This window comes from Hyphomonas sp., assembly GCF_037969335.1.
Classification (GTDB): domain Bacteria; phylum Pseudomonadota; class Alphaproteobacteria; order Caulobacterales; family Hyphomonadaceae; genus Hyphomonas.
Map to the genome: position 1 here is coordinate 1 of NZ_JBBKXE010000186.1, position 23,595 is coordinate 23,595.

Genomic DNA, 23,595 nt, shown 5'->3' on the forward strand with positions numbered 1-23,595 from the left:
GGCGACGAGGCGGGTGCGGTCGACGCCAAGGTCTTCGAGCCGGCCAATGTCACGCGAGCCCTTGGCCGACGCGGTCAGCATCAGGTTGGGATCGGCGGCGGCGATTTCAGCGGCCTCGGAATCCGAATAGGAGATCAGGAGCACATTGTCGTCGGCGCCGGCCGCGTGCACGGCAGCGGCGATATTGCGGAAACTGGTCGTCGGCTTGCGGTCGAGTTCGAGGATGGCGCCGGATTGCTTGGCCCAGAGCAGGACGTCGGTCAGCTTGGGCGGGGAGAAGTTCGTGCGCTTGCCGTCATTGTCGACCATGCGGAGACCGGAGAGGTCGGCCCAGTCGGTATCGGCGACATAGCCGTTGCCGGTTGTCGTGCGGTTGAGGCGATTGTCGTGCATCAGCAGCATGACGCCATCGCGGCTTTCGGCCACGTCGATCTCGAACACGTTGATCCCGTTGGCATAGCCGTGTTGCAGGGTTTCCAGCGTGTTTTCCGGAAAACCCGGCGCGGGGCCGCCGCGATGGGCGGCGATCAACAGGCCCTTGTTCTCGCGAACACAGTCGAAATAGGCGGGCAGGGCAAGTGCGGGCGCAGTAATCGATGCAGACGTTGCCGGGGAGTCGCCGGAACTCGCCTGATGGGATGTGTCTCCGCAGGCTGCCAGCGTCGCCAGCACCGCGCCCAGTAACGCAAATCTCAACATGGTCGCACTCCTAGTTCCTTGCGCTGCAGCAATAGCCCGAATAAACCCAACCTCAACGAGGAAAAAACGCTGCCGAATGGCGGCACAGAGGAGGATATCGATGCAAGGCATCATGCAAGACTGGCCGCTGACGGTAAACAAGATCCTGGAGCACGCGAACATGCAGCACGGCGCACGTGAAATCATCACGCGCCGCGTCGAGGGCAATATCGTGCGTTCGACCTATGCCGATCTGTTCGTCGCGTCGAAACAGGTCTCCAGCGCCTTGAAGGATATCGATATTGGCATGGGCGACCGGGTGGCGACGCTCGGCTGGAACTCCGAGCGCCATATGGCCGCCTGGTACGGCACGATGGGCATCGGCGCCGTGCTGCACACGATCAACCCGCGCCTCCACCCGGAACAGATCGCCTGGATTGCCAATCACGCCGAAGACAAGGTGCTGATCTTCGACAAGACCTTCCTGCCGATCGTTGAAGCGATCAAGGAACACCTCCTGACCGTGAAGACGTTCGTGATCTTCGCGGACGCCGACACGATGCCTGAGAATACGCTGGGCGCGGTCCCGTTCGACATCTGGATCGATGGCCGCTCGACGGACGTGCGCTGGGGCGACTTCCCGGAAACCACGGCCTGTGGCCTCTGCTATACGTCGGGCACAACCGGCAATCCGAAGGGCGTGCTTTATTCGCACCGCTCGAACGTGCTGCACACGCTGGTGACCATGTCGAAGGACGCGATGGGCATGGGCTCTGCGGATGTCGTGCTGCCGGTCGTGCCGATGTTCCCTGCGAACGCCTGGGGCCTGGCGCTGAGCTGTCCGGCAACCGGGGCCAATATGGTGATGCCGGGCGCGCAGATGGATGGCGCGTCGATCTACGAATTGCTCGATACCGAGAAGGTCACGATCACGGCCGCCGTGCCGACCGTGTGGCTGATGCTGCTGACCTATTTGCAGGAAAACAATCTGAAACTGCCATACCTCAACAAGGTGATCATCGGCGGATCGGCGATCCCCGAGAAGATCCTGCGCGCTTTCGAAGAGGATTTTGAAGTCGATGTTGTCCATGCCTGGGGCATGACGGAAACGTCGCCGCTCGGCACGCTCGGCACCTTGCCGCCGCATCTTATCGATGCTGACGTCGATACGCGGATGGCGCAGAAGCTGAAACAGGGCCGTCCGCCATTCGGCGTCGAACTGCGGGTCGTTGACGATGCCGGTACGGTGTTGGCGCGCGACGGCAAGACGTCCGGACGCCTCCTGGTGCGCGGCGCGGCGATTGCTGCCGGCTATTTCAAGGGCGACGGCGGTGACGTGCTGGATGACGAAGGCTTCTTCGATACCGGCGACGTGGCCTATCTCGACGAGTATGGCACGATGACGATCACCGACCGTGCCAAGGACGTGATCAAGTCCGGCGGCGAATGGATTTCGTCCATCGACATCGAGAACATCGCGGTCGGCCACCCGAAAGTCGCCAACGCAGCTGCCATCGGCATCTATCATCCGAAGTGGGACGAACGCCCGCTGCTGATCATCCAGCCCCTGCCGGGCGAGACGCCGACCAAGGAAGAGGTGCTCAAGTCCCTCGAAGGCAAGATCGCCAAATGGTGGACGCCGGATGACGTTCAGTTCGTCGATGAAATCCCGCTCGGTGCGACCGGCAAGATCAACAAGCTGGCCCTGCGTGCGACGTTCAAGGACTATAAACTGCCGACGGCCTAACATTCGCACCAGCAGATGCGACGCCCGTGAAGGCGCCTGTCATGTGAGCCAGGTTTCTTTGCGGGCGATGCCGGGACGTCAGGAGTCCGGCAATGGTAGCGCGGCAGGGCGGGCGCGGTGAATGCGCGGCGCAGGCATGATCCGCGCGGGTATCGTCGGCGACAGTGCTTGCGCGAAGACCGGATCGAACGCGTCGCCGCTGAGCGCGGCGGCGAGCCGCTTTGACGCGGGCGCTTCGACAGGCTGCGCGATGGCGGGGTTCCGCGAGTCGAGGTCAATCCACAGCAGTTCGACGCGGCCCGTGTCCGTGATGGCCCAGCAATACAGGTAGCCCCTTCCATAGGTGAGCCGGATCCAGGCGAGGAGCACGAGGTGCTGCAGCCAGATCCAGAGCCATGCGGGGCGCAGGTGTGCCGGGAGATCCGGAGGGGGCGAGAGACGCGACATTGGCGGCGATTATAAGCCGGTTCCGGCAGTGTCGGACACATTTCCCCGACATGCCGCAATCGCTACTGAACGGCGGCGGGAATGTGGGGGACAAGACCGGGGGCGACAAAGCGAGCCCGCCGCGTTATCTGATGGAAAACCGAGGGAGACGAGCGCATGTCGAGCATACCTGAAGAGTCACAAGACGCCGGATGGCGCGGCAAGTTCGCCGGCTTTGCCCTGGGCCTGTCGATTTTTGCGGTCGTCTGGTTCGCTGCGGCGGCCATCGGCACCAAACTCGGACTGTGGAGCTGGCAGTTCGGGCTCGGCAAGATGACAATTGGCTGGGGACCGATGCTGCTGATGGCGGCGCTTGGCGTCTCCGTGATCGCGATCATCGTGGCGCTGATCAAGGCGCCTCGGAAGCAGGCCCTGATGCTGGCATTGGGCGCATTGCTCGTTTCCGGCCTGGCATTCGGACGTGTGCTGGCCTTTGGCGGCCAGGCTGAGCGCCTTCCGCCCCTGCATGAGGTGCAGACCGACTGGTCCAACCCGATCCAGCCAAGCGAAGCCCTGCTGGCCGCACGCCAATCGACCGGGGCACTCAACACGATTGAAGATGCGCCTGTCGTGCCTGCAGGGGCCGATGCCCGCTGGCCCGGCACAGGCGGACGCCTTGTCTCTGAACTGCAGGAAGAGGCCGAGTTCGACCCGGCGACGCAATCCTCGCCGAAGGATGCGCCTTATCCGCAGATCGATACGCTGGTCGAGCCTGCCGCGTCCTATGACATGGCCTTCGCCGCCGCCCTTGCCGCCGTCGAGGATCGTGGCTGGACCATCGTTACCAATGATGTCGAGGCCGGTCGTATCGAGGCGACGCAATCCTCTTTCTGGTTCGATTTCAAGGATGACATCCTGATCCGGGTTGTGCCGGACGGTGACGGCTCACGCATCGATGTCCGCTCGATCAGCCGGGTCGGCCTGTCGGACCTTGGCGCGAATTCGAAACGCGTGCGCGACCTGCTCAACGAGATCGAAGTGCGGCTGAACTAGACCGCCAGCACCTATGGCCGGACGGCGCATCGCGCCTCCGGCTGCTGCGGGCCTCAAGCCCGGCTCGTACAATGCGCCAGTCCTTGCGGATGGGCAGGCAGGCGCCCCGCTGCGAGGGGGGCTTTGGTGGCAATGGCTATGGCAAATGGCATGGCTACCCCTCGTGCACAGAGGCCGCCTCCCATCCGCTTAAAGACCGCCAAAGGCGCCGGCACGACCCTTTGCCCATGGTGATCCGGACCGATCCGCGCCGTTCTATGAGGGCAACGGACGCGGCTATTGTACGCGCAAAGGGTTTGCGGCCGGAGAGGAAAGCCGGAAGTGCCCGCCCCAACAGGGACTCCAGGCAATAGCGTGTTGGAAAGGCGCTAGCGTTCCTTCGGGTCCAGCGCGTCGCGCAGGCCGTCGCCGATGAAGTTGAGGCAGAGCAGCGTCACGGCCATGGTCAGGGCCGGGGCGAGCAGCATCCAGGGCTTCTCTTCCATCGTCTTGGCGCCCTCGGAGATCAGCACGCCCAGCGAGGTCAGCGGCTCGTTCACGCCGAGGCCGAGGAAAGACAGGAAGCTTTCGGCGAGAATGACGACCGGGATGGTCAGCGTGACATAGACCGCCACGGGACCGATCACATTGGGCAGGATGTGGCGCAGGATGATGGCCCGGCGCGAGACGCCTGATGCGCGGGCCGCCTCGATGAATTCCTTGCCCTTGATGGCCAGCGTCTGGCCGCGCACGATGCGCGCCATGGTCAGCCATTCGATGGCGCCGATGGCGGCAAAGATCAGCACGATGTTCCGTTCGAACACGGTCAGCAGCAGGATCACGAAGAAGATGAAGGGCAGGGCGTAGAGTACGTCGACGATCCGCATCATGAAATTGTCGACGCGCCCGCCGAGATAGCCGGCGGTTGCGCCCCAAGTCACGCCGATCACGAGGCTGACCGCAGTGGCAACGATGCCCACTGTCAGCGAGATGCGCAGGCCGATCATCAGGCGGGCGAGCAGGTCACGCCCCTGGATGTCGGTGCCGAGAACGTGCCAGTTCTCGAGTGTCGGCGCGATGGTGCGGGCATCCGAGATGGCCTTGTAGTCATTGACCCAGACCATCGGACCGAAGACGGCGATCAGGATGATCGCACCGAGGATCCACATGGAGACAACGGCGGCCTTGTTGCGGAACAGGCGCGCGCGGGCATCGTCCCAGAGGGAGCGGCCGCCAATGATAGCCTGTGTGACGGGTTCGACGCGGCCGGTCGGATCGAGGAGGGGTTTGATCTCGGTCATCAGTCGTACTTCACTTTCGGATCAAGCACCGCATACAGCACGTCGGCGACGAGGTTCAGGATCACGATCAGGCCCGCATAGACGATGATCGCACCCATCACGAGCGTGTAGTCGCGATTGAGGGCGCCGTTGACGAAATAGGAGCCGAGGCCCGGCAGGCCGAATATCTTCTCGATCACGACCGAGCCCGTCATGACGCGGGCCATGGCGGGACCGGCATAGGAGATGAGGGGCAGCATGGCGGCGGGCAGGGCATGGCGCACGATGACCTGGCGCTCTGACAGGCCCTTGCTGCGCGCGGTGCGAATATGGTTCGACCGCATGGTCTCGATGATCGAGGCGCGCATCAGGCGCGAGATGATGGCGATCTGGGGCAAGGCGAGGGCGACGACCGGCAGGGTCATGTTATGCCAGTTCATGCCGATATTCGGGTATTGGCCCAGTCCGCCGACGGCAAATATTCCCGCGCCAAGCGAAAAGACCAGGATCAGGATCGGCCCGGTCACGAAGGTCGGGATGGATATGCCGGCCATGGCGACGCCCATAACCGTGAAATCGGCGGCGGAATTTTGTCGGAGTCCCGCAAATACGCCCAGCAATGTGCCAAGCCCGAGTCCCAGCAGCATGGCGAGGGAGCCGATGGTGAGCGAGATGGGCAGGCCGTCGGCGATCAGCTGGTTCACGCTCTTGCCGAGCGTCTTGTAGGATGGGCCGAAATCGCCCTGCAGGACGCCGCCGACATAGTTCAGGTATTGCTCGTGAAGCGGCTTGTCGAAGCCGAACTTGGCCGCGATGGCCTGCTCCGTGGCGGCGGGAAGCTTGCGTTCGCCGTCGAACGGGCCGCCCGGCGCGGCGCGCATCATCAGGAAGGCCATTGTGATAATGGCCAGCATCGTCGGGATGGCAATCAGCAGGCGCCGGAACGTGTAGGCCCATGGAACGCGGCTGAGGGCTCTCTGAAGTGATGACACGGGAGCGTGACTTTCCGTAACAGTTACTGGGCAGGCGACGAAAGGTGAACCCCGAAGCTTGGAAGGTTGCGTCACCCTCCTTAGCTTGTGTACAGAGCCGATCAAGACTGCGCCCACATTCAGGATATATCCCATGGCAGACATTCGACGCGTCACGGACGCCTTTTCGGTTGCTCCACAAATCTCGGAAGACGATCTCGAGGCGATTGCCGCTGCCGGCTACAAGACCATCGTTGCCAATCGCCCGGATGGCGAAGGCGGCGTCGACCAGCCGCGCATGGGGCCGATCCGTGCGAAGGCCGAATCGCTGGGACTGACCTTCGTTGCCTTGCCATTTTCGGGCGCGCCGACGCCGGAGATCGTTGAACGGATGGGGAATATTCTCAATGAGGCCCCCCAGCCCGTGCTGGCGTATTGTCGCACAGGGACGCGCTGCATCACGGCCTGGGCCCTGACCCAGGCCGGGCAGGGCTCATCTGGCGACATCATTGATGCGGCGGGCGCAGCCGGATACGATCTGAGCAGCCTTGAATCGCTGCTCTAGATGAGCCTGCGGCACGCGGAACAAACTTATGTGAGCGAAACGTCACATTCGTGCGGCATTAAGTGTGTTGTCAGTGATCTGTCACCGTGCGAGGCAGAACAAAGCGAGGGCGCAGCCATCCGTTGTTCCCGCGACAGGAGTTGACGGATGTCAGAACGTCTCTGGATCACGGATTTCAAGTATGACGAGGGCACGATCCTGGTCAAAAAGACCGGGCACAGAATCGTGCCGGATCTCTCGCTGCTGCACAGTATTTTCACCTGGTTCTGCTTCTATTTCTTCGCTCAGACCTGGCGCACATGGCGCCGCATCACGGGCCACAAGCGCCCCACCATCGCCTTCTATCCCGACAAGCCGCGGCCCTGGTACTTCATCTGGCCTGTGATGCATGTTTCCGGGTCGAAACTGATCGACGACGTGTCCAAGGCCGATATCGTTTTCCAGTTTGATGATTCCACCGAAACGAACAATGCCGTGCCCGCCGTTCGGGAAAACGCGCTGCTGGTCAATTTTGACTGCCAGGACGTGTCCAAGACGACCGTCGCGGAAGCGTTTGGACGCGCCGCCGGCTATTCGCTGAAGGTTGATCCGACTACTTATGAAGGCCGCATGGTTGAAAAGTCCGAGCTGAACGCCGCCCATGACGGCCGTGTGCTGGAAGGCCCGCTCGATACGCCTGTCGCGGGCAAGACATACCAATTGCTGGTCGACAACGAGATTGACGGCGGGCTGGTCGAAGACCTGCGCTGCTGCATCGTTGGCGGATCGCCGATCATCGTGTTTCGCAAGCGCCGTCCGCTCGCGCGGCGGTTCCTCAACGAGAATGTCGAAGTCCTGCTGGATGAGCCGCGCAATTGCTACACGCTGGACGAAATCGGCGTGATCGAGCGCTTTGCGGCAGACGTCGGGCTGGACTGGGGCGGCGTTGACGTTCTGCGTGACCGGACATCCGGACGGATATATATCGTCGATGCGAACAAGACCGACATGGGCCCGCCAGTGGCGCTCAAGCTTGGCGCGAAGCTGCGCGCCACACGCCGCATGGCCGTCGCTTTTGCCGGTGCGTTCGCACCGAAGAAGCGCTGATCGGCGCGGGTAAGGCGAAAGTTCAAGAGTTACAATATGGCTATTCCATACGTTCGGGGCATCGAGTTTGAATACGGCGAGGTCCAGCAGGTCTCACCGCTGATTCGGCGCGTGATTGCCAACAATCCGGGTCCCTTCACCTATGTCGGCACCGGCGTGTACATCGTCGGACACGGCGAGGTCGCGGTGATCGATCCCGGCCCGATGGACGAGACGCATTTCGAGGCACTCAAGGCGGCCCTGAAGGGCGAAACCGTCACGCATGTGCTGGTCACCCACGGCCACTCCGACCATTCCCCGCTGGCGATGCCGCTGGCCGAATGGGCCGGCTGCAAGACCTATGCGAAGAATTGCGGCATCCCGACCGCCAAGGGCGAGCTGGGGAGTGCGGACGATCTCGGCTTCATGCCGGACATGAAGATTGGCGACGGCGACAGTTTCTCCGGCCCCGGCTGGACGCTCGACGTGATCGAGACGCCGGGCCATACGTGTAACCATCTCTGCTTTGCCCTGCGTGAAGAGAATGCCTGTCTTTCCGGCGACCATATCATGGGCTGGTCGACGACCGTGGTCGCGCCGCCGGATGGCGACATGGCCGACTATATGGAGAGTCTCGAGAAGATCCGTCCCAGGGGTTTCGAGACGCTCTGGCCGACGCATGGCGACCCCGTGCGCGGCAAGGAGTTCGTCAACGAATTCATCACCGAATATGCCCGCCACCGCCGCGCCCGCGAAGCGGCGATCCTCGAGCACTTGCGCAATGGCGAAACGTCCATCCCGGCCATGGTCGCGATCATGTATGCGGACGTCGAGAAGCGCCTCCACCCGGCAGCGGCGATGTCCGTGCTCGGACACATGGTTGCGCTGATCAAGGGCGGTGTGGTGCGCACTGACGATGCGGCGCCGACGGTGCGCTCTAAATTTGAACTGATCCGCACGAACGCCTGACGGGCCTACCTGTTCGCCAGCGGGTCAAACCCGGCATACCAGATCGGTGAGGACCATGCCCGCTCCTGCAGCGTCGTGGGCAATTCCGGATTTGGCGGCGTGCCATTGCGAATGGCGTCCCATGTCGACCAGCGGCAGGTCGGATTCTCCAGCACACGCACATAATAGGCCGCTTCGAGATCCGCATTGAAATCCGGATCCTGCCAATAGGCCTTGAGCTCTTCGGCGCCGGTGCCCGGCTCAGTGCTGCAATCGGCTATGTCCACGCTTGCGCCATTGTCCGCGCAGCGGTGCGTCTCGGCATCCGGCATGGCGCCGCCGGAACAGGCGACGTCATGGACCGCCTCGTGCGTTTCGCCGGCGTCAGTCCAGACCTTGACCACCTGTGCGCGCTGCAGCGGCGCACTCAACGGATCGCGCACAGCCCAGACCAGGAAGCCGGGGGCGGCCTCTCCGCTCACTTTCGCAAGCTGTCCGCCCATCGGCACGCCGTCGTCATAGGCCCGTTCCAGCAGGGTGGCGTCGGCGAGCATTGCGGGATCATAATCCATGCCGGCAAAGAAGCGCACTTTCATGCGCGGGCCGGATGTACCAAAGGTTTCCTTGCGATTCATGGCATCGAATATGGCTTCGCGCGTGTTGGATTCGGCCCAGACGCCCGCCAGCCCGCTGGAGCTGAACTGGGTTGCCGTTATTTGCCGCCGTGTCTGGGGGTCTTCGGCGCCATCCCAGGTCTTGCCGCCATTGGGCGGAACCGACCGGCGGGCTTCGGGGCTGGCACCATCCTGCGGAGTCTTGCCCCAATGGAATTCCTCGACCAGCGATGCCGCGCCGACATGCGTGTCGCTCGAGCTGATCAGGCCGAACTTGTACGGATTGAATCCTTCCGTCTCTTGCAGGGCCAAGCCGCGCTTGTAGGCCGGGCGGACAAAGTCGCCGGCGGTTGGCGTCGTCTTCATCGTGCTGCCGATGAAATACTCGTATTGTTCGAAATCGGCCCATTCGTCGTTCGGCGACAGGATGGGGGCTGTTTCCGACGTGCCCTTGACCTGTGACACTTCGACAAGCGGCTCGTTGCGCATGCGCTTGTCGGCATAGGCGGCCGTCAGGGGCTCGCCATTATAGGTTTGCAGGGCGAACATCTCGCCGTTCGAAGCATTCGAATTGTGCGGAATGGCCAGCACGTCGCGGCCTTCGCTGCGTTGTCCTTCCATCCATGTCCACAAGTCTTCCGGATTGGTGGAGTCGAGCGTCGAGAACAGGCGATCAGGCGCTTCGCCCCGGAAGATGACATTGCGGTGCAGGTTGCCGGCCGCGGGCGGGCCGTCGCCGGGAACCGCCATCATGGCCGTGAATTCATAGCCCGAAAAGGCCGTGAACTTGCCGGGCTCATTGTTGCGTTCGGCAGAGTCGATTGTCGCGGCCCAGACGGAATCGATGAGATTGCGGTCGTAGATTTCCGCGATTTCCTCACCTGTCACGACCGTGATGCCGACGCGCAGGAAAGATTTGCCCGGATCGGTGGCATCTTCTCCGAACACGGATTGCGCCAGTTTGGTCTGTGACAAGGGAGACGATGGCAAGTCCATCGCGGGCACCACGCCGAGGTATTCGCCATGATCGGTGACGGCGAGGAAATCCAGCGGCGGGCCGGCCAGTTTGATGTCGTAGCCAGCAGGGTGACGGATGGCTTCGCCCTTGGCGAATCGGTAGGCGTCGTCGGGGGTCGCGCGCACGCCGAAGATATAGGCGTCGAACGAATTGCTCGTGTGGACATGCACGTCGCCAAAATAGGCATTGCGCATCGGGTTGGTTGCGGGCGTGGCCTGTTCGGCCGCAGGCGCCGTCGTCTCGAGGGTCGCGGTGATCTGTTCGCTGGGCGCACAGGCGGCAAGCGCCAGGGCCGGCAGGGCCCATGCGATGTATTTGCTCATTGTGTTTCCTCTCCACTTTTTGGAGAGACTGCCGAAAGCTTATACACCTGCCAAGCGAAATCGGGCCCGGGCTATTGTTCCCGGCGTACCCGGAACGCCCGACCGCCATCAATCTTCATTTTATAGCTGCCGAGCATGGCCTGGTAGATCTGGGCTTCTTGAGGCTTCTTCGCGCGAACCCTGTTATCGTCGATCTGGGACCAGACCTGACCATTATCGAGCGTAATCGTCAGTTTGCCGTAAGGCCCGGCGCGCACGGACCGGATCGGGAGGGTCACTTCGTCGACCTCAGCCTCTCCGCCGCTCTTCTTGAGGGCGAAGGATGGCAGCGACGGAATTGAAAAGCCGAATGACTCGCGTTTTACTTTCTCGACTTCGGAACGGGTGATTGTTGTCACTTCGCCAGCCTCTTCAGCGGCTTTCAGGCGTCCGACGGCGGTGTCATAGCAGGCGAGCCGTTCGGCATCGGTGCCGATGCCGGCGCAGGCATAGACGTCAGTCGTGGAAACGTCCTCGGCCAGTGCCGGCATGGAAACGAGGCAAATCGCGGCAATCGCGCTCAGGAATCGGGTCATCGCAGGTCGTCCTCTGTGTTCGTGTCAGGGCCGAGGCTTTCCAAAGCCGGGCCAGTCTGGCAGCACTGTGGCAAATCTGGCGCAGGCCGGAAAGCCACCGGAGACAGGAAACATGATGCTGAAGCCCCTGATGAGTTCGACCATGACGGCCGCCCTGATGCTGGCCTTGTCCGCCTGCGGCGGCGGTGGCGGCAAGGCGGCAGATGACGTGCCAACGCTGCGCCGGGGCATTTCGGCCAAGGTCGACACGCTCGATCCGCACAAATCGTCGGCCCAGTGGGAAAACATCATCATTGGCGACATGATGATCGGCCTGATGACGCATGGTGAGGACGGCAAGCCCGTTTACGGCATGGCGAACAGCTACGAGACAGACCCGTCGGGCCTGGTCTGGACCTTCCACCTTGGCGACTATGTCTGGTCGGATGGCGCGCCGGTTGTCGCGAGTGATTTTGTCTATGCCCTGCGGCGGATCCAGAATCCGGAAGTCGCGTCGCAATATGCGTCGCTGCTTTATGTCATCAAGAACGCCGCCCCGGTGAATACCGGCGAAATGGCGCCGGAAGAGCTTGGCGTGCGGGCGATTGATGACAAGACGCTCGAACTCACGCTCGAGTATCCTGCGCCTTACCTGCCCGGCCTGCTGACCCATTACACGACCTATCCGGTGCCCCAGCATGTCGTCGAGCAATATGGCGACGCGTGGATCCAGCCTGGCAACATCGTCACCAACGGCCCCTACAAGCTGGTCTACTGGCGCACCGGCGACCAGCTCGTCTCGGAGAAGAATCCGACCGGCTTTGCGGCCGACCAGCTCTGCTTCGACAGGGTTGTCTATTACGAGCTTGAGGACCAGACGGCGGTCGAGAACAAGATCGCGGCTGGCGAACTCGACATCAACAATGCGTTTGATGGTGCCCGGCAGGCCGAGCTGGAGGTGAAATTCCCGGGCTGGCCGCGCACGACCCCGTCGCTCAATACGACCTATTGGAGCATCAACTCCTCGCAGCCGATCTTCAAGGACGTGCGCGTGCGCAAGGCGCTCGCCATGGCGCTCGACCGGGAATTCATCGTCCGCAATGTCCTGACGCCGGGCTTCCTGCCGGCCTATTCGATGGTGCCGCCCGGCATCGACAATTACAATGTGGAGCGGCCCACGGTTGACTGGAAAGACATGCCGCGCACCGAACGCCTCGCCGAGTCGAAGCGTTTGCTCGAAGCGGCCGGATACGGGCCGAACAATCCATTCAAGTTCGAATTCATCCACCGCTCGACCGACGACAACCCGAAGGCGGCGCCAGTGGCCCAGTCCAACTGGGCTGAAATCGCGCCCTGGGTCGAGCCCACGATCATCAAGCAGGACACCAAAGTGCTCTATGCCCGGCTGCGCCAGTCCGACTTCCAGGTGGCAGATGGTGCCTGGGTTGCCGACTTCGATGACCCGATCAACTATCTCTACCTGCTGGATTCGCAGACTGGCCAGCAGAATTACGGCCGCTATTCCAATCCGGAATATGACGCGCTCCTGGCCCGCTCGAATGCCGAACTGGATCTCACGAAGCGCGCTGAAACGTTCGCGGAAGCCGAGCAGCTGATGCTGGACGACTATCCGATCACGCCGATGTGGTTCCAGGTGACCAAGAACCTCGTCGACCCGACCCTGACCGGCTGGACCGAAAATGCGGTCGACCAGCACCGCTCGCGTTTCCTCTGCCGGGAGGGTATGAAGACCGAATAGTTTTCTGGGTCGCGGGGAGGGCGACATGGAACATGAAGTCGAAGTTGCGGGCGCCGCATCGTTTGGGGCGCTGGCGCCGGGCAGCCATCATCCGGTGCAATCGGGCCTGCCGTGCGCGAATTGCGGCGCAATCGTTACCGACAGGTTCTGTTCGACCTGCGGTCAGCTTGCCTCCGATTTCCATCGTCCCTTCTGGGAACTGATTTCGGGCAGCCTGGCCGACATGTTTTCCCTCGATGGCCGACTGTTGCGAACCCTGCCGATGCTGATGTTCCGGCCCGGACGGATGACCCGCAACTACCTGGATGGCAAACGGGCCCGCTATGTCCCGCCCTTCCGGATGTTCCTGCTGGCATCCTTGTTGTTTTTCCTGACCGTTTTTACGGCTGGCGACGAGTTCGGCTGGTTTGAGGGCTGGAAATTCGATCCGCAGGGAGAAAGCGGACTGTCGATGAACCTGACGACGCCTGCCGACCGGGCTGCGATCGAGGACATCAAGGCGCAACTTGACGATCCCGGGCTCGACGCGGAAACGCGGGCAGCGGCCGAGCGGGCCGCCGCAGGCGTCCTGTTTTCCGAGATTTTGCTACCCGACGGCACGGTCGATCGCGACGCCCTTCATGCGCTGATCCGGGACCGGGCAGACGAGGCGGCAACGCCTGCAGACATCGAAATGTCCTTCAAAGCGGCCGACCAAGCCGCGACAGTTTATGAAAACCAGGACCGGTTCGGAGCCCGGCTGCGTCAGTGGGCGCCGCGCTTCAGCCTCCTGTTCCTGCCTGTCTTGTCGCTTTTGCTGACATTGCTGTTTGTCTGGCAGCGAAAAGTCTACCTGTACGACCATCTCATCGTCGGCCTGCATTTCCAGACGTTTCTTTACCTGTTGGGAACCACGCTTTTGCTTCTCGCGGCGTTTGTGCCCCAATCTGCCGGCTGGCTTGCCGGGGGCGGATTTTTGGTCATTTTTTCCTATCTTTACAGGATGTTGCGGGTCACATACCGGTCAGGGCGCGTGATGTCGGCTCTCAGAACCACGATTTTGCTGTTTATCGGCATGATTTTGCTCGCGATGCTGGCCGTTGGCCTGGTCGTTCTCAGCTTCCTGCTCACCTGAGGCAGGATATACCTGCGACTGAGGCAAATAAACCACACCCGGTCGGTTTTGATGACGGAATGGTAACGACGCGTTGACGTCTGCGTGACGAAAGCCCTATCGATATGACCAAGTCCCGGAATCAGGGGTCCGGGCTAGCGTCCTTTTTTGGGCGCCTTTGTAACATTTGGAGGTACCAACGTGAACGGGAATACCATGAAATCCCGCCTACTTGCCTCGTCCGTATTCGCGGGCGTTGCATTTATGGCATCGGCGAGCATGCTCGCCACAGCTCAAGAAGCTGGCGAAACAGTCGATACAGTTGAGGCGCCAGCCGCTGAAGACGCCACCGCCCGCCAGGCAACTGTCTATGTGACCGGCTCGCGCATCGCGTCGCCCAATATGGTCACCACAAGCCCGGTGACGACGGTTACGGCCGCCGACATCAAACTGCAGGGTGCGACCAAGGTCGAAGACCTGATCACCCAGCTGCCGCAGGCTTTTGCGGCTCAGAACTCGACGGTGTCGAACGGCGCGTCCGGTACAGCAACGGTTTCGCTTCGTAACCTCGACTTGGGCGGCTCAGCTACGCGTACGCTCGTTCTGGTCGACGGCAAGCGCATGCCTTACGGTTCGCCGAATGACGCGGCTGCCGACCTTAACCTGATCCCAGGTGCCTTGGTTGAGCGCGTTGACGTTCTGACCGGTGGTGCTTCGGCTGTATACGGTTCGGATGCTGTCGCAGGCGTTGTCAACTTCATCATGAAGGACAATTTCGAAGGCGTTCAGCTGGATGCTCAGTACGGCTTCTTCCAGCACAACAACGACTACGACACGAACGGCGACCTTCGCAGCGTGATCGAAGCGCGTTCGGCAACCAACCCGTCGCAATTCCAGTTGCCTGACGACAATGTCATGGATGGCTACTCGAAAGACATCACTGCGATCATGGGTGTGAACACCGAGGATGGCCGCGGCAACCTGACCGGTTACATCTCGTTCCGTGACAATGATGAAGTGCTCGAAGGCCAGCGCGACTATTCCGCGTGTGCCATCGGTTCAGCTTCGGCGACCGGCTTCACTTGCGGTGGTTCTGCAACGTCTGTTCCAGGTTACTTCCTGACCCAGAACGATGACGAGCTCACGCTGGACTCGACAACGGGAAATACATTCCGCCCGTTCGACTCCGATTCCGACCTGTATAACTACGGACCGCTGAACTACTACCAGCGTCCTGACCAACGTTATTCGGTTGGCTTCATGGGTCACTATGAGCTGAACGCGAACGTCGAAGCCTACACGCAGTTCATGTTCATGGACTACGAGTCGAAAGCGCAAATCGCGCCAACGGGTAACTTCTTCAGCACGAACAGCATCAACTGTGACAACCCGCTTCTGTCGGGCTCGCAAGTGACGGATCTCGGCTGTACGCCGGCTAACGTCGCTGCTGGCGATTCTGTCCCGATGTACGTTGCACGTCGTAACGTTGAAGGCGGCGGACGTACGGATAACCTCGGTTACCAGACATATCGTGGTGTTGTTGGCCTTCGTGGCGACCTCTTCGATGCTCCAGGCTGGACCTATGACGTCTCGGCTCAGTACTCGCAGGTTACCCTGACGCGTGCCTACACCAATGAATTCTCGGTTACGCGTTTGAACCGTGCCCTGAACATCGTTGATGATGGTACCGGTACACCAGTCTGTGCCAGTGTCCTCGACGGCACGGACCCGAACTGTGTGCCATGGGATATCTTCACCATCGGCAACGTTTCGGATGCTTCGCTTGCATATCTTCAAGTGCCACTGCTGCAGACCGGTACGACAACGCAGAACATTGTCTCCGCCGTTCTTTCCGGTGACATGGGCCAGTATGGCTTCAAGAGCCCGTCTGCTGACGAAGGCTTGAAGGTCGCTCTCGGTGTTGAATATCGCCGTGACTCGCTCGAATCGGTTACTGACAACTCCTTCGCCACTGGCGACGGTGCTGGTCAGGGTGGACCAACGATTGGTCTGTCCGGTGCGATTGACTCCTATGAAATGTTTGGCGAATTCCAGATGCCACTCATAACGGGTCAGCCTGGCGTCGAACTTCTGTCGATCGAAGGTGCTTACCGTTACTCCGACTACTCGATCGGTGAGACTTCGGAAGCCTACAAGGTTGGTGCAGACTACGCGCCGTCCCAGGACATCCGCTTCCGCGCCAGCTACCAGCAGGCCGTTCGTGCGCCGAACGTCATCGACCTTTTCCAGGCACAGGGCTTCAACCTGTTTGACCTTGACGATGACCTCTGCGACTTCACGGATCCAGAAGCTGACGGCACGGGTGGTGCAGCATGTATCGGTGCAAACCCTTGGCAGGTTACCCAGGCGCAGGCCGACGGTGGTTTGCTGGACAGCCCAGCTGGTCAGTACAACTACCTGCAAGGTGGCAACCCTGATCTGAAGCCGGAAGAAGCTGAGACCATCACTGTTGGTTTCGTGGCAACACCGACCTTCATTCCGGGCCTGAGTGTCTCGCTCGACTATTACGACATCGATATCCAGAAGGCGATTTCGACTGTTGGTGCTTCGGTGACGATGCAGCTCTGCTACCTCGAAGCTGATGCAGATGCCTGTAGCCGTATCAACCGTAACGCCAACGGCCAACTTTGGGTCGGTTCGGGCAACGTGGTCGACACGAACATCAACATCGGTGGCGTTTCGACCTCCGGTTACGATATCAGTGCGGCCTACGGCTTCGATGCTGGTCAGATCGGTTCGTTTAACCTGACGATGAACGGTACGTACCTGAGCAGCTTCGATGTTGACCCGATTGGTCAAACATTCGCTGAGTACGATTGTGTCGGTGAGTACGGCAACGACTGCTTCACACCAACTCCAGAATGGCGCCACCGCGCCCGCGTGAGCTGGTCGACGCCAGTTGAAGCTCTCGAGCTCAACGGTACATGGCGCTACATCGGTGAAGTCGATCTCGACACCGGTGCTACGGGCCGCGTCGACTCGACACTGGACTCCGTGAACTACTTCGATCTCGCCGGTACTTGGGGCGCGACGGATTACGCAACGTTCCGCTTCGGCGTCAACAACGTGCTGGACCAAGATCCACCACTGTCGGCTTCGGTCGGCACGACGGGTAACGGTAACACCTACCCGCAGACATATGACGCTCTGGGTCGTTACGTCTTCGTTGGTGCGACGCTGGACTTCTAGTCCGACGCCTCACGGCAAACATTCGGGAACGGCGGTCCTTCGGGGCCGCCGTTTTCTTTTGTCCTGAAGTCAGGGTTGAGGGCTGCGCGGCCTGATCCCGAGGCGCGCGAATACGATCCGTGCACGCCGGACGTTGTCCGGGCCGTGTCCGGGGCTTTATCGGGGGTTTTTCCGTGTAGCCGGTGTGGCGGAAAGGGCGTGGTCTTTCCCGCCTCAGGCGGCGCGCCACCTGGCGTAGAGCGCCGTGGGCAGGAGCCGGTCTGACCCCTGTTGCGGCAGGGCCATCTCTCCCTGTTCCATCACGCCGCCGAGCGGGCTGAGCCGGTCGGCCAGTGTCTGTGACAGGGCGAGGTAGGAGAGCCGCACGGCATAGGCCGTGGCGATGACGAATAACGGCGTGTCGCTCAGCAATTCCCGAATATTATCAAGCAGGGGCGGCAGGTCTTCCTCGAAGCGCCAGGTCTCGTTCTTGGGGCCGCGACCGAATTTCGGCGGGTCGAGCACGACGGCGTCATAGCGGTTTTCGCGGCGGATTTCGCGGGCGACGAATTTCATCGCATCGTCGGCTATCCAGCGGATCGGCTTATCGGCGAGACCGCTCAGGGCCTGGTTGTCCTTGCCAAAACCGTTCGATTTCGGGCTGGCGTCGAGATGCGTCACCTCCGCGCCGGCGGCGGCGCAGGCGAGTGACATCATTCCGGTATAACCAAATAGATTCAGGACCTTAATGGGTCTTTTGGCGGCGCGGATCTGGTCCTGTGCGAAGCGCCAATGGACCGAATGTTCCTGGAACACGCCCATATGGCGGAAGGCCGTGCGCCGCGCCGTGAAGGTCAGGTCGTTCCAGCGCATCGGCCATTCCTCGGCGGCGCGGGGCGACAGGATTTCCCACTGGCCGCCGCTTTCGTCGTCGTTGTTCTTGCTGGCGAAAATGGCATCGGCCTTCCAGCTGTCCAGAGGCCGGGCAGGCTCCCAGAAGGCTTGCGGGTCAGGCCGGATGACGGTCTGGCTGCCAAAGCGTTCCAGCTTCATCAGGTGTCCGCTATCGAGCAGGGCGTAATCGTCCCAGTCATCGGCGATCAGGAGTTTTGTTTCTGTAATCATTGGAAGTTTCTCTGCCGCCAGGCTTCGTATGTCATGATGGCCGTGGCCTGTGCAAGGTTCAGGCTGTCGGCGCCGCCGCGCATCGGAATCAGCGCCAGCGTATCGCATGCGGCCTCGATGGGCTCCGGCAGGCCGGCCTGTTCATTGCCCATGATGATCACGGCGCGAGGCCCGAATGGCGCCAGGTCGTGGCGCACAGTGCCATTCACCGAGGCAGCTGTCAGGCTCATCTGGCCAGCCTGCCGCCACGCGTTGAACTGGTCGAAGGTGGCATTGGCGAACGGCATGTCGAAGATCGAGCCCATGGAGGCCCTTACCGTTTCGAAACTGTAGGGATCGCAACAGGTTTCGAGCAGGATGATGCCCTTGGCCCCGGCGCAGTCCGCGGTGCGCAGGATGGTGCCGAGATTGCCGGGGTCGCGCACTTCATAGAGGGCGATCCAGATGCCGTCGCCCTCGGATTCCAGGGCGTCGAGCGAGCGGTGCGCCTGATGGAAGGATGCGATCACGCTCTGGGCATTGTCCTTGTGCGTGATCTTGGACATCAGCCTTTCCGGAGCCTGTACGACGCGCGCGCCGGCGGCGCTGGCGCGCTTGGCGAGGGTGGCCAGATGGGGCCGGTCGGCCATGGTCGAGGCAATGACGAGCGTCTCGGCTTTCCAGCCCTGTTCAAGGCCTTGTTCAACCAGTCTTGCACCCTCTGCGAGGAAAAGGCCGGTTTCGCTGCGCCCCTTCTTCCTTTCAAGACTTTTCAAGGACTTAATGAGCGCATTCGATGGGCTGGTGATAATCTCGATCGGGTGATTCATGGAGAATGGGGCCTACAGCAGAAGTCTTGCGGATAAGGGTTGAATAGGGCATCCCTGAGCACAGGGAAGTGTCTTCAGGAAAATAAGAGGGGTCCCAATGAGGCTACTCGATTACCTGTTCGCCCTCGTGGCGTTCGCCGGTCTTGTCGCCGCGAGTTGGTGGGGCGTTTATCAGTCACCGCAAAATGCTGCAAACCTGCAGGCTCATCTTCAGCAGGAAACCTCGTCCGCGCTCAAGGCTGCGGGCATGGACTGGGCCGTCGTCCAGATGGATGGCCAGCACGCCGTGCTCTCCGGAAAAGCCCCGTCGCCCGATGCCGTTCGCGACGCCGCGCTGATCGTTCTCAACGCCGACGGGCCCGGCGGCCTGATCTTCGGTGGTGTGACCCAGGTCGAGAATGCCGCTGACAGTGCGCCGCCTGTGTCGCCCTATGTCTGGCGCGCCGAAAAGACACCGGAAGGTGCCTTCATCCTCTCCGGCCACGTGCCGTCCAAGGCTATCCGCAAGGCGTTGCTTGCCGAGGCGGCGCTGCTGTCGGACGGCGCGAATGTCGAAGACCGTATGCAATTCGCAACCGGCGCACCGGCTGGCAACTGGCAGGGCATGGCGCGTCTTGGCCTCCAGCAACTGGACCGGCTCACCTCAGGTGAAATCAGCCTTCATGACAGGCGCCTGCGCGTGAATGGCGTGTCTGTTGATCCGGAGGTTCGCGCCAAGGTGCAGGCCGAGATCAGCAATGTCGCAGCCCCGTTCAAGGGCGAGCCGATGATCCGCGGCGCGTCGCTCTGGCTGGCGCGCGTGTCGGAATCCGGCCTCGTGCTGAAGGGCAATGTGTCGAGTGAATCCGAGCGCCGTGAAATCCTGACGCTCGCGCGCAAGCATTTCAAAGGCGATGTCACCGACGAGATGGTAATCGCCGACCAAGCCTACCCCGGATGGATGGACGGAGTCCGGCGCGGGCTGCCGCAATTTGTCAGGTTCCAGAATGGCGAGATGGATTTCGACCCGGAAGGGTCGGGCTTCTATATCATGGGTGAGGCCGGGCCGAGCGCGCTCGCATACCTGCGCGAAGATCTGGCAGGTCTCTCAAGCACTTATTCGGCAAACCTGGTCGTCGACACTTACTTGCCCGCCCCGTCTGCCGCCGGCCCTGCGCCGCTCGCGCGTGATGCCTGCCAGGGCCTCGTGTCCAGCCTGCTGGATGCCAACCCGATCACCTTCGCTGCCGGCGCGACAGCGCTCGGGCGTGCCAGTGGCGATGCGCTCGACAGGCTGGCTGCTGGCGTCCATGCCTGCGAGCCGTCCCTGGATTTCACCCTTGTCGGCGACGGCGATGCCATGAACGCCGCGCGGGCCGACGTGGAACTGGGCAAGGCCCGCGCCACCTTCATGTCTGACTTTCTCACTGCAGCCGGCATCGATGCCCGCCGATTGTCTGCGATTGGCTATGGCCCCGGCATTGCGGAGCAGGCTATTGATTCAGCTGACGCCGGGGCAGACATTCGGCAGATAGAAATCACTGTTCTAGAACGGAGCGAATAATGTCCTGGCTACTCACGCACATGTGGATGGCGCTTGCCGCTGTTGGACTGTTCGCGCTCCTCCTTGGATGGTCCGTTCGCGGCATCCTGCTGGTTGGCAAGCTGCGCACGGCGCGCGTCGACCGCGATGTCGCCCGGACGGAACTGGAACAGGCACGGGCCGAAATCGAGGGCCTGTACGCTGCGCAGCGCAATACGGCCCCTGGCGCTAGCGACCCGGCTCTGAAAGCAGAGCTCAATGTGCGCGAAAAGCGCATGGCGGAGCTCTCGTCCGAACTGTCACGGTCAAAAGCCGAACTGGAATCGCTGAAGACAAGCGCTGGTCGTGGTTCGGCCACGACAGCGGCGGCTGCCTCGGCCAGGCCGGCAACGATTGCGGCTGACGAAGAGCCAAGCCTGGTTTGGCGTAACCGCCATCTCGAAAGCCGCGTGCGGCACCTGGAGTCGGCCCTCCACCAGCCCACTGGTGCGGCGGCAGCCACAGTCGCGGGCGTGGGCGCGGCAGCGGTCGCCGGTATGGCGTCTGACGCGGGTGCCGCAGAGACCGATAAGCTGAAATGGCAGGCTGACGTCCTGAAGCAGCGCGTCGAGGCGCTCGAGGCCGAACTTTCCGCGCAGCCCGCCGCTGATGCCAGCCCGGCTCAACCTGTTGCCGGCGTCGACGCGAATGAAGAACTTGCGCGCCTGCGCTGGCGCAATCGCTTTCTCGAAGGCCGGATCGCGTATTTCGAAGGGGATTCCGAGTCTGCGACGGAAGACGCCACGGACGAGTCTCAGCCGGACGATGGCGCGGAACTTGTCTCGGCCACCGATGCCATCCTGACCGAACTGGAAGAGGCGGATGCGGCAGCGGATGCCGACGAGACTGAGCTGTCCGATGACGACGATTTCGAAGACGAGGCTGAAGCGGACAACGAGGCTGAGGCTGAAGCTGAGGCTGAAGATGAGGATGGGGTCGAGGAAGACGAAGACGATGCTGCCGATTTTGACGACGCGTTAGAAGCGGACGACGAGTCCGGCGATGACGATGAGGATGATGAGTCCGACGACGACGCCGAATATGAAGATGACGAGGAATCCGAAGACGGCGAGTCGGATGATGATGACGATTCAGATGACGACGAGTCCGACGATGATGAGGATTCGGACGAAGACGAAGCTGATGAAGGCGACGTCGATGACGACGATGATGATGCTGAAGACGATGACGAGTCCGAAGAGGGCGACGTTGACGAAGACGCCGTCGACGAAGATGGGGACGACGAGGACGAGGCCGACGAGGAAGACCTGGATTCGGACGATGAAGATGATGCCGGGGAGTCGGATGAGGCGGAGGACGAGATCGCGGCCGAGCGGCCCATCGCGCTTGAAAAGCCGGTCGCCGATACGCCTGACGACCTGACCATCATTGGCGGTATCGGCCCCAAGATCCAGGAAGTGCTGAACGAGCTGGGCATTTTCCACTATGACCAGATCGCGGCATGGAGCCCGGAAAATATTGCCTGGGTCGATCGCCACCTGAATTTCTCGGGACGGATTTCCCGCGAAGGCTGGGTTGAGCAGGCGGCGATCCTGTCCGGTGACGTCGCAGACGAGTAGAGGCCAGACCTTCATTCATTACAGGTTCAGTCTTCATCGCCCAGTTTGGGCGCAGTGAGGGGGCCTTCCAGATTGCAATTTGGCGGCTGATGGTTACCCTCTGCGCCACACCGCAACGGAGATTGAGATGACTGAACGGATCGAATTTGACAGCAAGATTCTCGAAAACGCCCCGCGGATAAACCTGTCCCGGCGTGGCATTATCAGCGGCCTGGCGGCGGGGACGGTGTTTCCGCTCATTTCGAGCTGCACGACCAATCCCGCGACCGGACGCAGCCAGTTCCTGCTGGTGGGAGACGACGCGATTGCGACGATGGCGGCGGCCGCATGGACCGACATGAAGGCTGAGACACCGCAAACATCCAATACGGCGCTCAAGAACCGCGTTCTGAATGTCTGGAACCGGACGGCAACCGGTGCCGGCAAGCAGAATGAACAATGGGATGTGGCCGTCTTCGATACCGACGACGTCAATGCCTTCGTGATGCCCGGCAACCGTGTCGGCGTTTACAGGGGTATCACCGAGCTCACAGAGAATGACGACCAGCTGTCCTCGGTGCTCGGCCATGAAACAGGCCATGTCATCGCGCGCCATGCCGCAGAACGCTACTCGATCCAGACCGCTGCACAGGTCGGATTGATGGCCAGCCAGATCGCCATTGGCCAGTCCGAGACCCTCAGCAAGTATGGTGCTGCGATCGGCGCCCTTGGCGGCGCAGCGGTCCAGTATGGCGTGATCCTGCCCTATAGCCGCTCCAACGAGCTGGAAGCCGACAAGCTGGGCGTCGATTACATGCACAATGCCGGTTATGACGTGACCCAGTCGGTGCGCCTGTGGGAGCTCATGGATGCAAATTCGACAGGTGCGCGCCAGCCGGAATTCATGTCGACCCACCCGGACCCTGCCAATCGGGCGATCGCCTTGCGCCAGTATATCAATGCGCGTGGTTATGCGCTGATGTAGCCGTCCGATTGATGGCGACCAAACACGCCCGGATGGCCCGCGCCGTCCGGGCTTTTGCATCCGGGCCGCTTGACCGCCGGGGGTGATTGGGCCATACGCGCGCTTCTGCGGAAGGCCAGCCAGCCGAACCGCGGAACCTCGATACCCAATCGGGACGGATCGAAAGACCACCGTCCCCTCGTAACAATTGTGAGGACACAATGGCTAAGAAACTGCTGGGGCAGATCAAGCTCCAGATTCCCGCAGGCAAGGCAAACCCTTCCCCGCCCGTCGGTCCAGCGCTGGGTCAGCGCG

The 23,595-nt window shown here is 61.6% G+C and carries 19 protein-coding genes and 1 pseudogene; 12 read left to right on the forward strand and 8 right to left on the reverse strand.

From position 1 onward, the window contains the following. The coding region (locus tag AADA04_RS13920) for a glycerophosphodiester phosphodiesterase family protein (protein WP_340693880.1) at positions 1 to 699 on the reverse strand (699 nt) is incomplete at its 3' end. Between the two features lie 100 nt (positions 700 to 799). On the opposite strand from AADA04_RS13920, the gene AADA04_RS13925 reads away from it, so the two are divergent. Beyond that, positions 800 to 2,425, forward strand: a complete 1,626-nt coding sequence (locus AADA04_RS13925) for a long-chain-fatty-acid--CoA ligase (RefSeq protein ID WP_340693881.1) — start codon at positions 800 to 802, stop codon at positions 2,423 to 2,425. A gap of 78 nt (positions 2,426 to 2,503) precedes the next feature. Here AADA04_RS13925 and AADA04_RS13930 read toward each other — a convergent pair whose 3' ends face one another. Continuing rightward, positions 2,504 to 2,872 carry a hypothetical protein gene (locus tag AADA04_RS13930; protein ID WP_340693882.1) on the reverse strand — a complete coding sequence of 123 codons (369 nt, stop codon included), beginning with the start codon at positions 2,870 to 2,872 and terminating at the stop codon, positions 2,504 to 2,506. Between the two features lie 156 nt (positions 2,873 to 3,028). Here AADA04_RS13930 and AADA04_RS13935 point away from each other — a divergent pair, with 156 nt between their 5' ends. Then, positions 3,029 to 3,904, forward strand: a complete 876-nt coding sequence (locus tag AADA04_RS13935; RefSeq protein WP_340693883.1) for a DUF1499 domain-containing protein — start codon at positions 3,029 to 3,031, stop codon at positions 3,902 to 3,904. A 368-nt stretch (positions 3,905 to 4,272) separates the two neighbouring features. On the opposite strand, the gene AADA04_RS13940 is transcribed toward AADA04_RS13935, so the two are convergent. Together AADA04_RS13940 and AADA04_RS13945 are read right to left on the reverse strand one after the other, a co-directional pair. Beyond that, positions 4,273 to 5,184, reverse strand: coding sequence for an ABC transporter permease subunit (locus AADA04_RS13940; protein ID WP_340693884.1), 912 nt, complete (start codon positions 5,182 to 5,184; stop codon positions 4,273 to 4,275). Beyond that, entirely contained in the window at positions 5,184 to 6,155 is a 972-nt protein-coding gene (locus AADA04_RS13945) for an ABC transporter permease subunit (protein WP_340693885.1), read from the reverse strand. Before AADA04_RS13945 ends, AADA04_RS13940 begins: the two co-directional genes overlap by 1 nt. Positions 6,156 to 6,288: 133 nt before the next feature. Here AADA04_RS13945 and AADA04_RS13950 point away from each other — a divergent pair, with 133 nt between their 5' ends. The 3 genes from AADA04_RS13950 (at position 6,289) to AADA04_RS13960 (ending at position 8,733) form a co-directional block, all read left to right on the forward strand. Continuing rightward, positions 6,289 to 6,699 carry a TIGR01244 family sulfur transferase gene (locus tag AADA04_RS13950; RefSeq protein WP_340693886.1) on the forward strand — a complete coding sequence of 137 codons (411 nt, stop codon included), beginning with the start codon at positions 6,289 to 6,291 and terminating at the stop codon, positions 6,697 to 6,699. A 147-nt stretch (positions 6,700 to 6,846) separates the two neighbouring features. Continuing rightward, on the forward strand, positions 6,847 to 7,785 hold the full coding sequence (locus AADA04_RS13955; RefSeq protein WP_340693887.1) for a hypothetical protein: 939 nt from the start codon (positions 6,847 to 6,849) through the stop codon (positions 7,783 to 7,785). 36 nt (positions 7,786 to 7,821) lie between these two features. Further along, positions 7,822 to 8,733 (forward strand): MBL fold metallo-hydrolase, encoded by a 912-nt coding sequence (locus AADA04_RS13960; protein ID WP_340693888.1) that lies wholly within the window; start codon positions 7,822 to 7,824, stop codon positions 8,731 to 8,733. Positions 8,734 to 8,738: 5 nt separating this feature from the next. Here the strand turns inward: AADA04_RS13960 and AADA04_RS13965 are convergent, their stop codons facing one another. Both AADA04_RS13965 and AADA04_RS13970 read right to left on the reverse strand, forming a co-directional pair. Next, the gene (locus AADA04_RS13965; RefSeq protein WP_340693889.1) at positions 8,739 to 10,667 is read right to left on the reverse strand and encodes a DUF3604 domain-containing protein; all 1,929 of its coding nucleotides are present in this window, start codon (positions 10,665 to 10,667) and stop codon (positions 8,739 to 8,741) included. A 71-nt stretch (positions 10,668 to 10,738) separates the two neighbouring features. Next, positions 10,739 to 11,242 (reverse strand): hypothetical protein, encoded by a 504-nt coding sequence (locus AADA04_RS13970; protein WP_340693890.1) that lies wholly within the window; start codon positions 11,240 to 11,242, stop codon positions 10,739 to 10,741. A gap of 112 nt (positions 11,243 to 11,354) precedes the next feature. Between AADA04_RS13970 and AADA04_RS13975 the strand changes: the two genes are divergently transcribed. The 3 genes from AADA04_RS13975 to AADA04_RS13985 all read left to right on the forward strand — a co-directional run bounded on the left by AADA04_RS13975 (position 11,355) and on the right by AADA04_RS13985 (position 17,283). After that, positions 11,355 to 12,980: a peptide ABC transporter substrate-binding protein gene (locus AADA04_RS13975; RefSeq protein WP_340693891.1), complete on the forward strand. Its 1,626-nt coding sequence runs from the start codon at positions 11,355 to 11,357 to the stop codon at positions 12,978 to 12,980. A 25-nt stretch (positions 12,981 to 13,005) separates the two neighbouring features. Next, complete coding sequence (locus tag AADA04_RS13980; protein ID WP_340693892.1) at positions 13,006 to 14,094, forward strand: DUF3667 domain-containing protein; 1,089 nt, start codon at positions 13,006 to 13,008, stop codon at positions 14,092 to 14,094. 180 nt (positions 14,095 to 14,274) lie between these two features. Next, complete coding sequence (locus AADA04_RS13985) at positions 14,275 to 17,283, forward strand: TonB-dependent receptor (RefSeq protein WP_340693893.1); 3,009 nt, start codon at positions 14,275 to 14,277, stop codon at positions 17,281 to 17,283. Between the two features lie 213 nt (positions 17,284 to 17,496). Here AADA04_RS13985 and AADA04_RS13990 read toward each other — a convergent pair whose 3' ends face one another. Continuing rightward, entirely contained in the window at positions 17,497 to 18,387 is an 891-nt protein-coding gene (locus AADA04_RS13990) for a class I SAM-dependent methyltransferase (RefSeq protein ID WP_340693894.1), read from the reverse strand. Continuing rightward, on the reverse strand, positions 18,384 to 19,196 hold the full coding sequence (locus tag AADA04_RS13995; RefSeq protein ID WP_340693895.1) for an RNA methyltransferase: 813 nt from the start codon (positions 19,194 to 19,196) through the stop codon (positions 18,384 to 18,386). The genes AADA04_RS13990 and AADA04_RS13995 overlap by 4 nt, the downstream gene beginning before the upstream one ends. Before the next feature lie 97 nt (positions 19,197 to 19,293). On the opposite strand from AADA04_RS13995, the gene AADA04_RS14000 reads away from it, so the two are divergent. The 4 genes and pseudogenes from AADA04_RS14000 to rplK form a co-directional block, all read left to right on the forward strand. Continuing rightward, positions 19,294 to 20,739 carry a hypothetical protein gene (locus tag AADA04_RS14000; protein ID WP_340693896.1) on the forward strand — a complete coding sequence of 482 codons (1,446 nt, stop codon included), beginning with the start codon at positions 19,294 to 19,296 and terminating at the stop codon, positions 20,737 to 20,739. Continuing rightward, positions 20,739 to 22,337 (forward strand): hypothetical protein, encoded by a 1,599-nt coding sequence (locus AADA04_RS14005; protein ID WP_340693897.1) that lies wholly within the window; start codon positions 20,739 to 20,741, stop codon positions 22,335 to 22,337. The genes AADA04_RS14000 and AADA04_RS14005 overlap by 1 nt, the downstream gene beginning before the upstream one ends. 127 nt (positions 22,338 to 22,464) lie before the next feature. Continuing rightward, positions 22,465 to 23,301 (forward strand): M48 family metallopeptidase, encoded by an 837-nt coding sequence (locus AADA04_RS14010; RefSeq protein WP_340693898.1) that lies wholly within the window; start codon positions 22,465 to 22,467, stop codon positions 23,299 to 23,301. A gap of 200 nt (positions 23,302 to 23,501) precedes the next feature. Then, positions 23,502 to 23,595: pseudogene (gene rplK / locus AADA04_RS14015) on the forward strand (50S ribosomal protein L11); the annotation flags it as partial.

Excerpts from the sequence above, each read along its gene's own strand:
- AADA04_RS13975 (WP_340693891.1), top strand. The coding sequence starts at position 11,355 with ATGATGCTGAAGCCCCTGATGAGTTCGACCATGACGGCCGCCCTGATG.
- AADA04_RS13980 (WP_340693892.1), top strand. The coding sequence starts at position 13,006 with ATGGAACATGAAGTCGAAGTTGCGGGCGCCGCATCGTTTGGGGCGCTG.
- AADA04_RS13930 (WP_340693882.1), bottom strand. The coding sequence starts at position 2,872 with ATGTCGCGTCTCTCGCCCCCTCCGGATCTCCCGGCACACCTGCGCCCC.
- AADA04_RS13940 (WP_340693884.1), bottom strand. The coding sequence starts at position 5,184 with ATGACCGAGATCAAACCCCTCCTCGATCCGACCGGCCGCGTCGAACCC.
- AADA04_RS13995 (WP_340693895.1), bottom strand. The coding sequence starts at position 19,196 with ATGAATCACCCGATCGAGATTATCACCAGCCCATCGAATGCGCTCATT.
- AADA04_RS13990 (WP_340693894.1), bottom strand. The coding sequence starts at position 18,387 with ATGATTACAGAAACAAAACTCCTGATCGCCGATGACTGGGACGATTAC.
- AADA04_RS13955 (WP_340693887.1), top strand. The coding sequence starts at position 6,847 with ATGTCAGAACGTCTCTGGATCACGGATTTCAAGTATGACGAGGGCACG.
- AADA04_RS13935 (WP_340693883.1), top strand. The coding sequence starts at position 3,029 with ATGTCGAGCATACCTGAAGAGTCACAAGACGCCGGATGGCGCGGCAAG.
- AADA04_RS14010 (WP_340693898.1), top strand. The coding sequence starts at position 22,465 with ATGACTGAACGGATCGAATTTGACAGCAAGATTCTCGAAAACGCCCCG.
- AADA04_RS14005 (WP_340693897.1), top strand. The coding sequence starts at position 20,739 with ATGTCCTGGCTACTCACGCACATGTGGATGGCGCTTGCCGCTGTTGGA.
- AADA04_RS13950 (WP_340693886.1), top strand. The coding sequence starts at position 6,289 with ATGGCAGACATTCGACGCGTCACGGACGCCTTTTCGGTTGCTCCACAA.
- AADA04_RS13925 (WP_340693881.1), top strand. The coding sequence starts at position 800 with ATGCAAGGCATCATGCAAGACTGGCCGCTGACGGTAAACAAGATCCTG.
- AADA04_RS13970 (WP_340693890.1), bottom strand. The coding sequence starts at position 11,242 with ATGACCCGATTCCTGAGCGCGATTGCCGCGATTTGCCTCGTTTCCATG.
- AADA04_RS14000 (WP_340693896.1), top strand. The coding sequence starts at position 19,294 with ATGAGGCTACTCGATTACCTGTTCGCCCTCGTGGCGTTCGCCGGTCTT.
- AADA04_RS13965 (WP_340693889.1), bottom strand. The coding sequence starts at position 10,667 with ATGAGCAAATACATCGCATGGGCCCTGCCGGCCCTGGCGCTTGCCGCC.
- AADA04_RS13960 (WP_340693888.1), top strand. The coding sequence starts at position 7,822 with ATGGCTATTCCATACGTTCGGGGCATCGAGTTTGAATACGGCGAGGTC.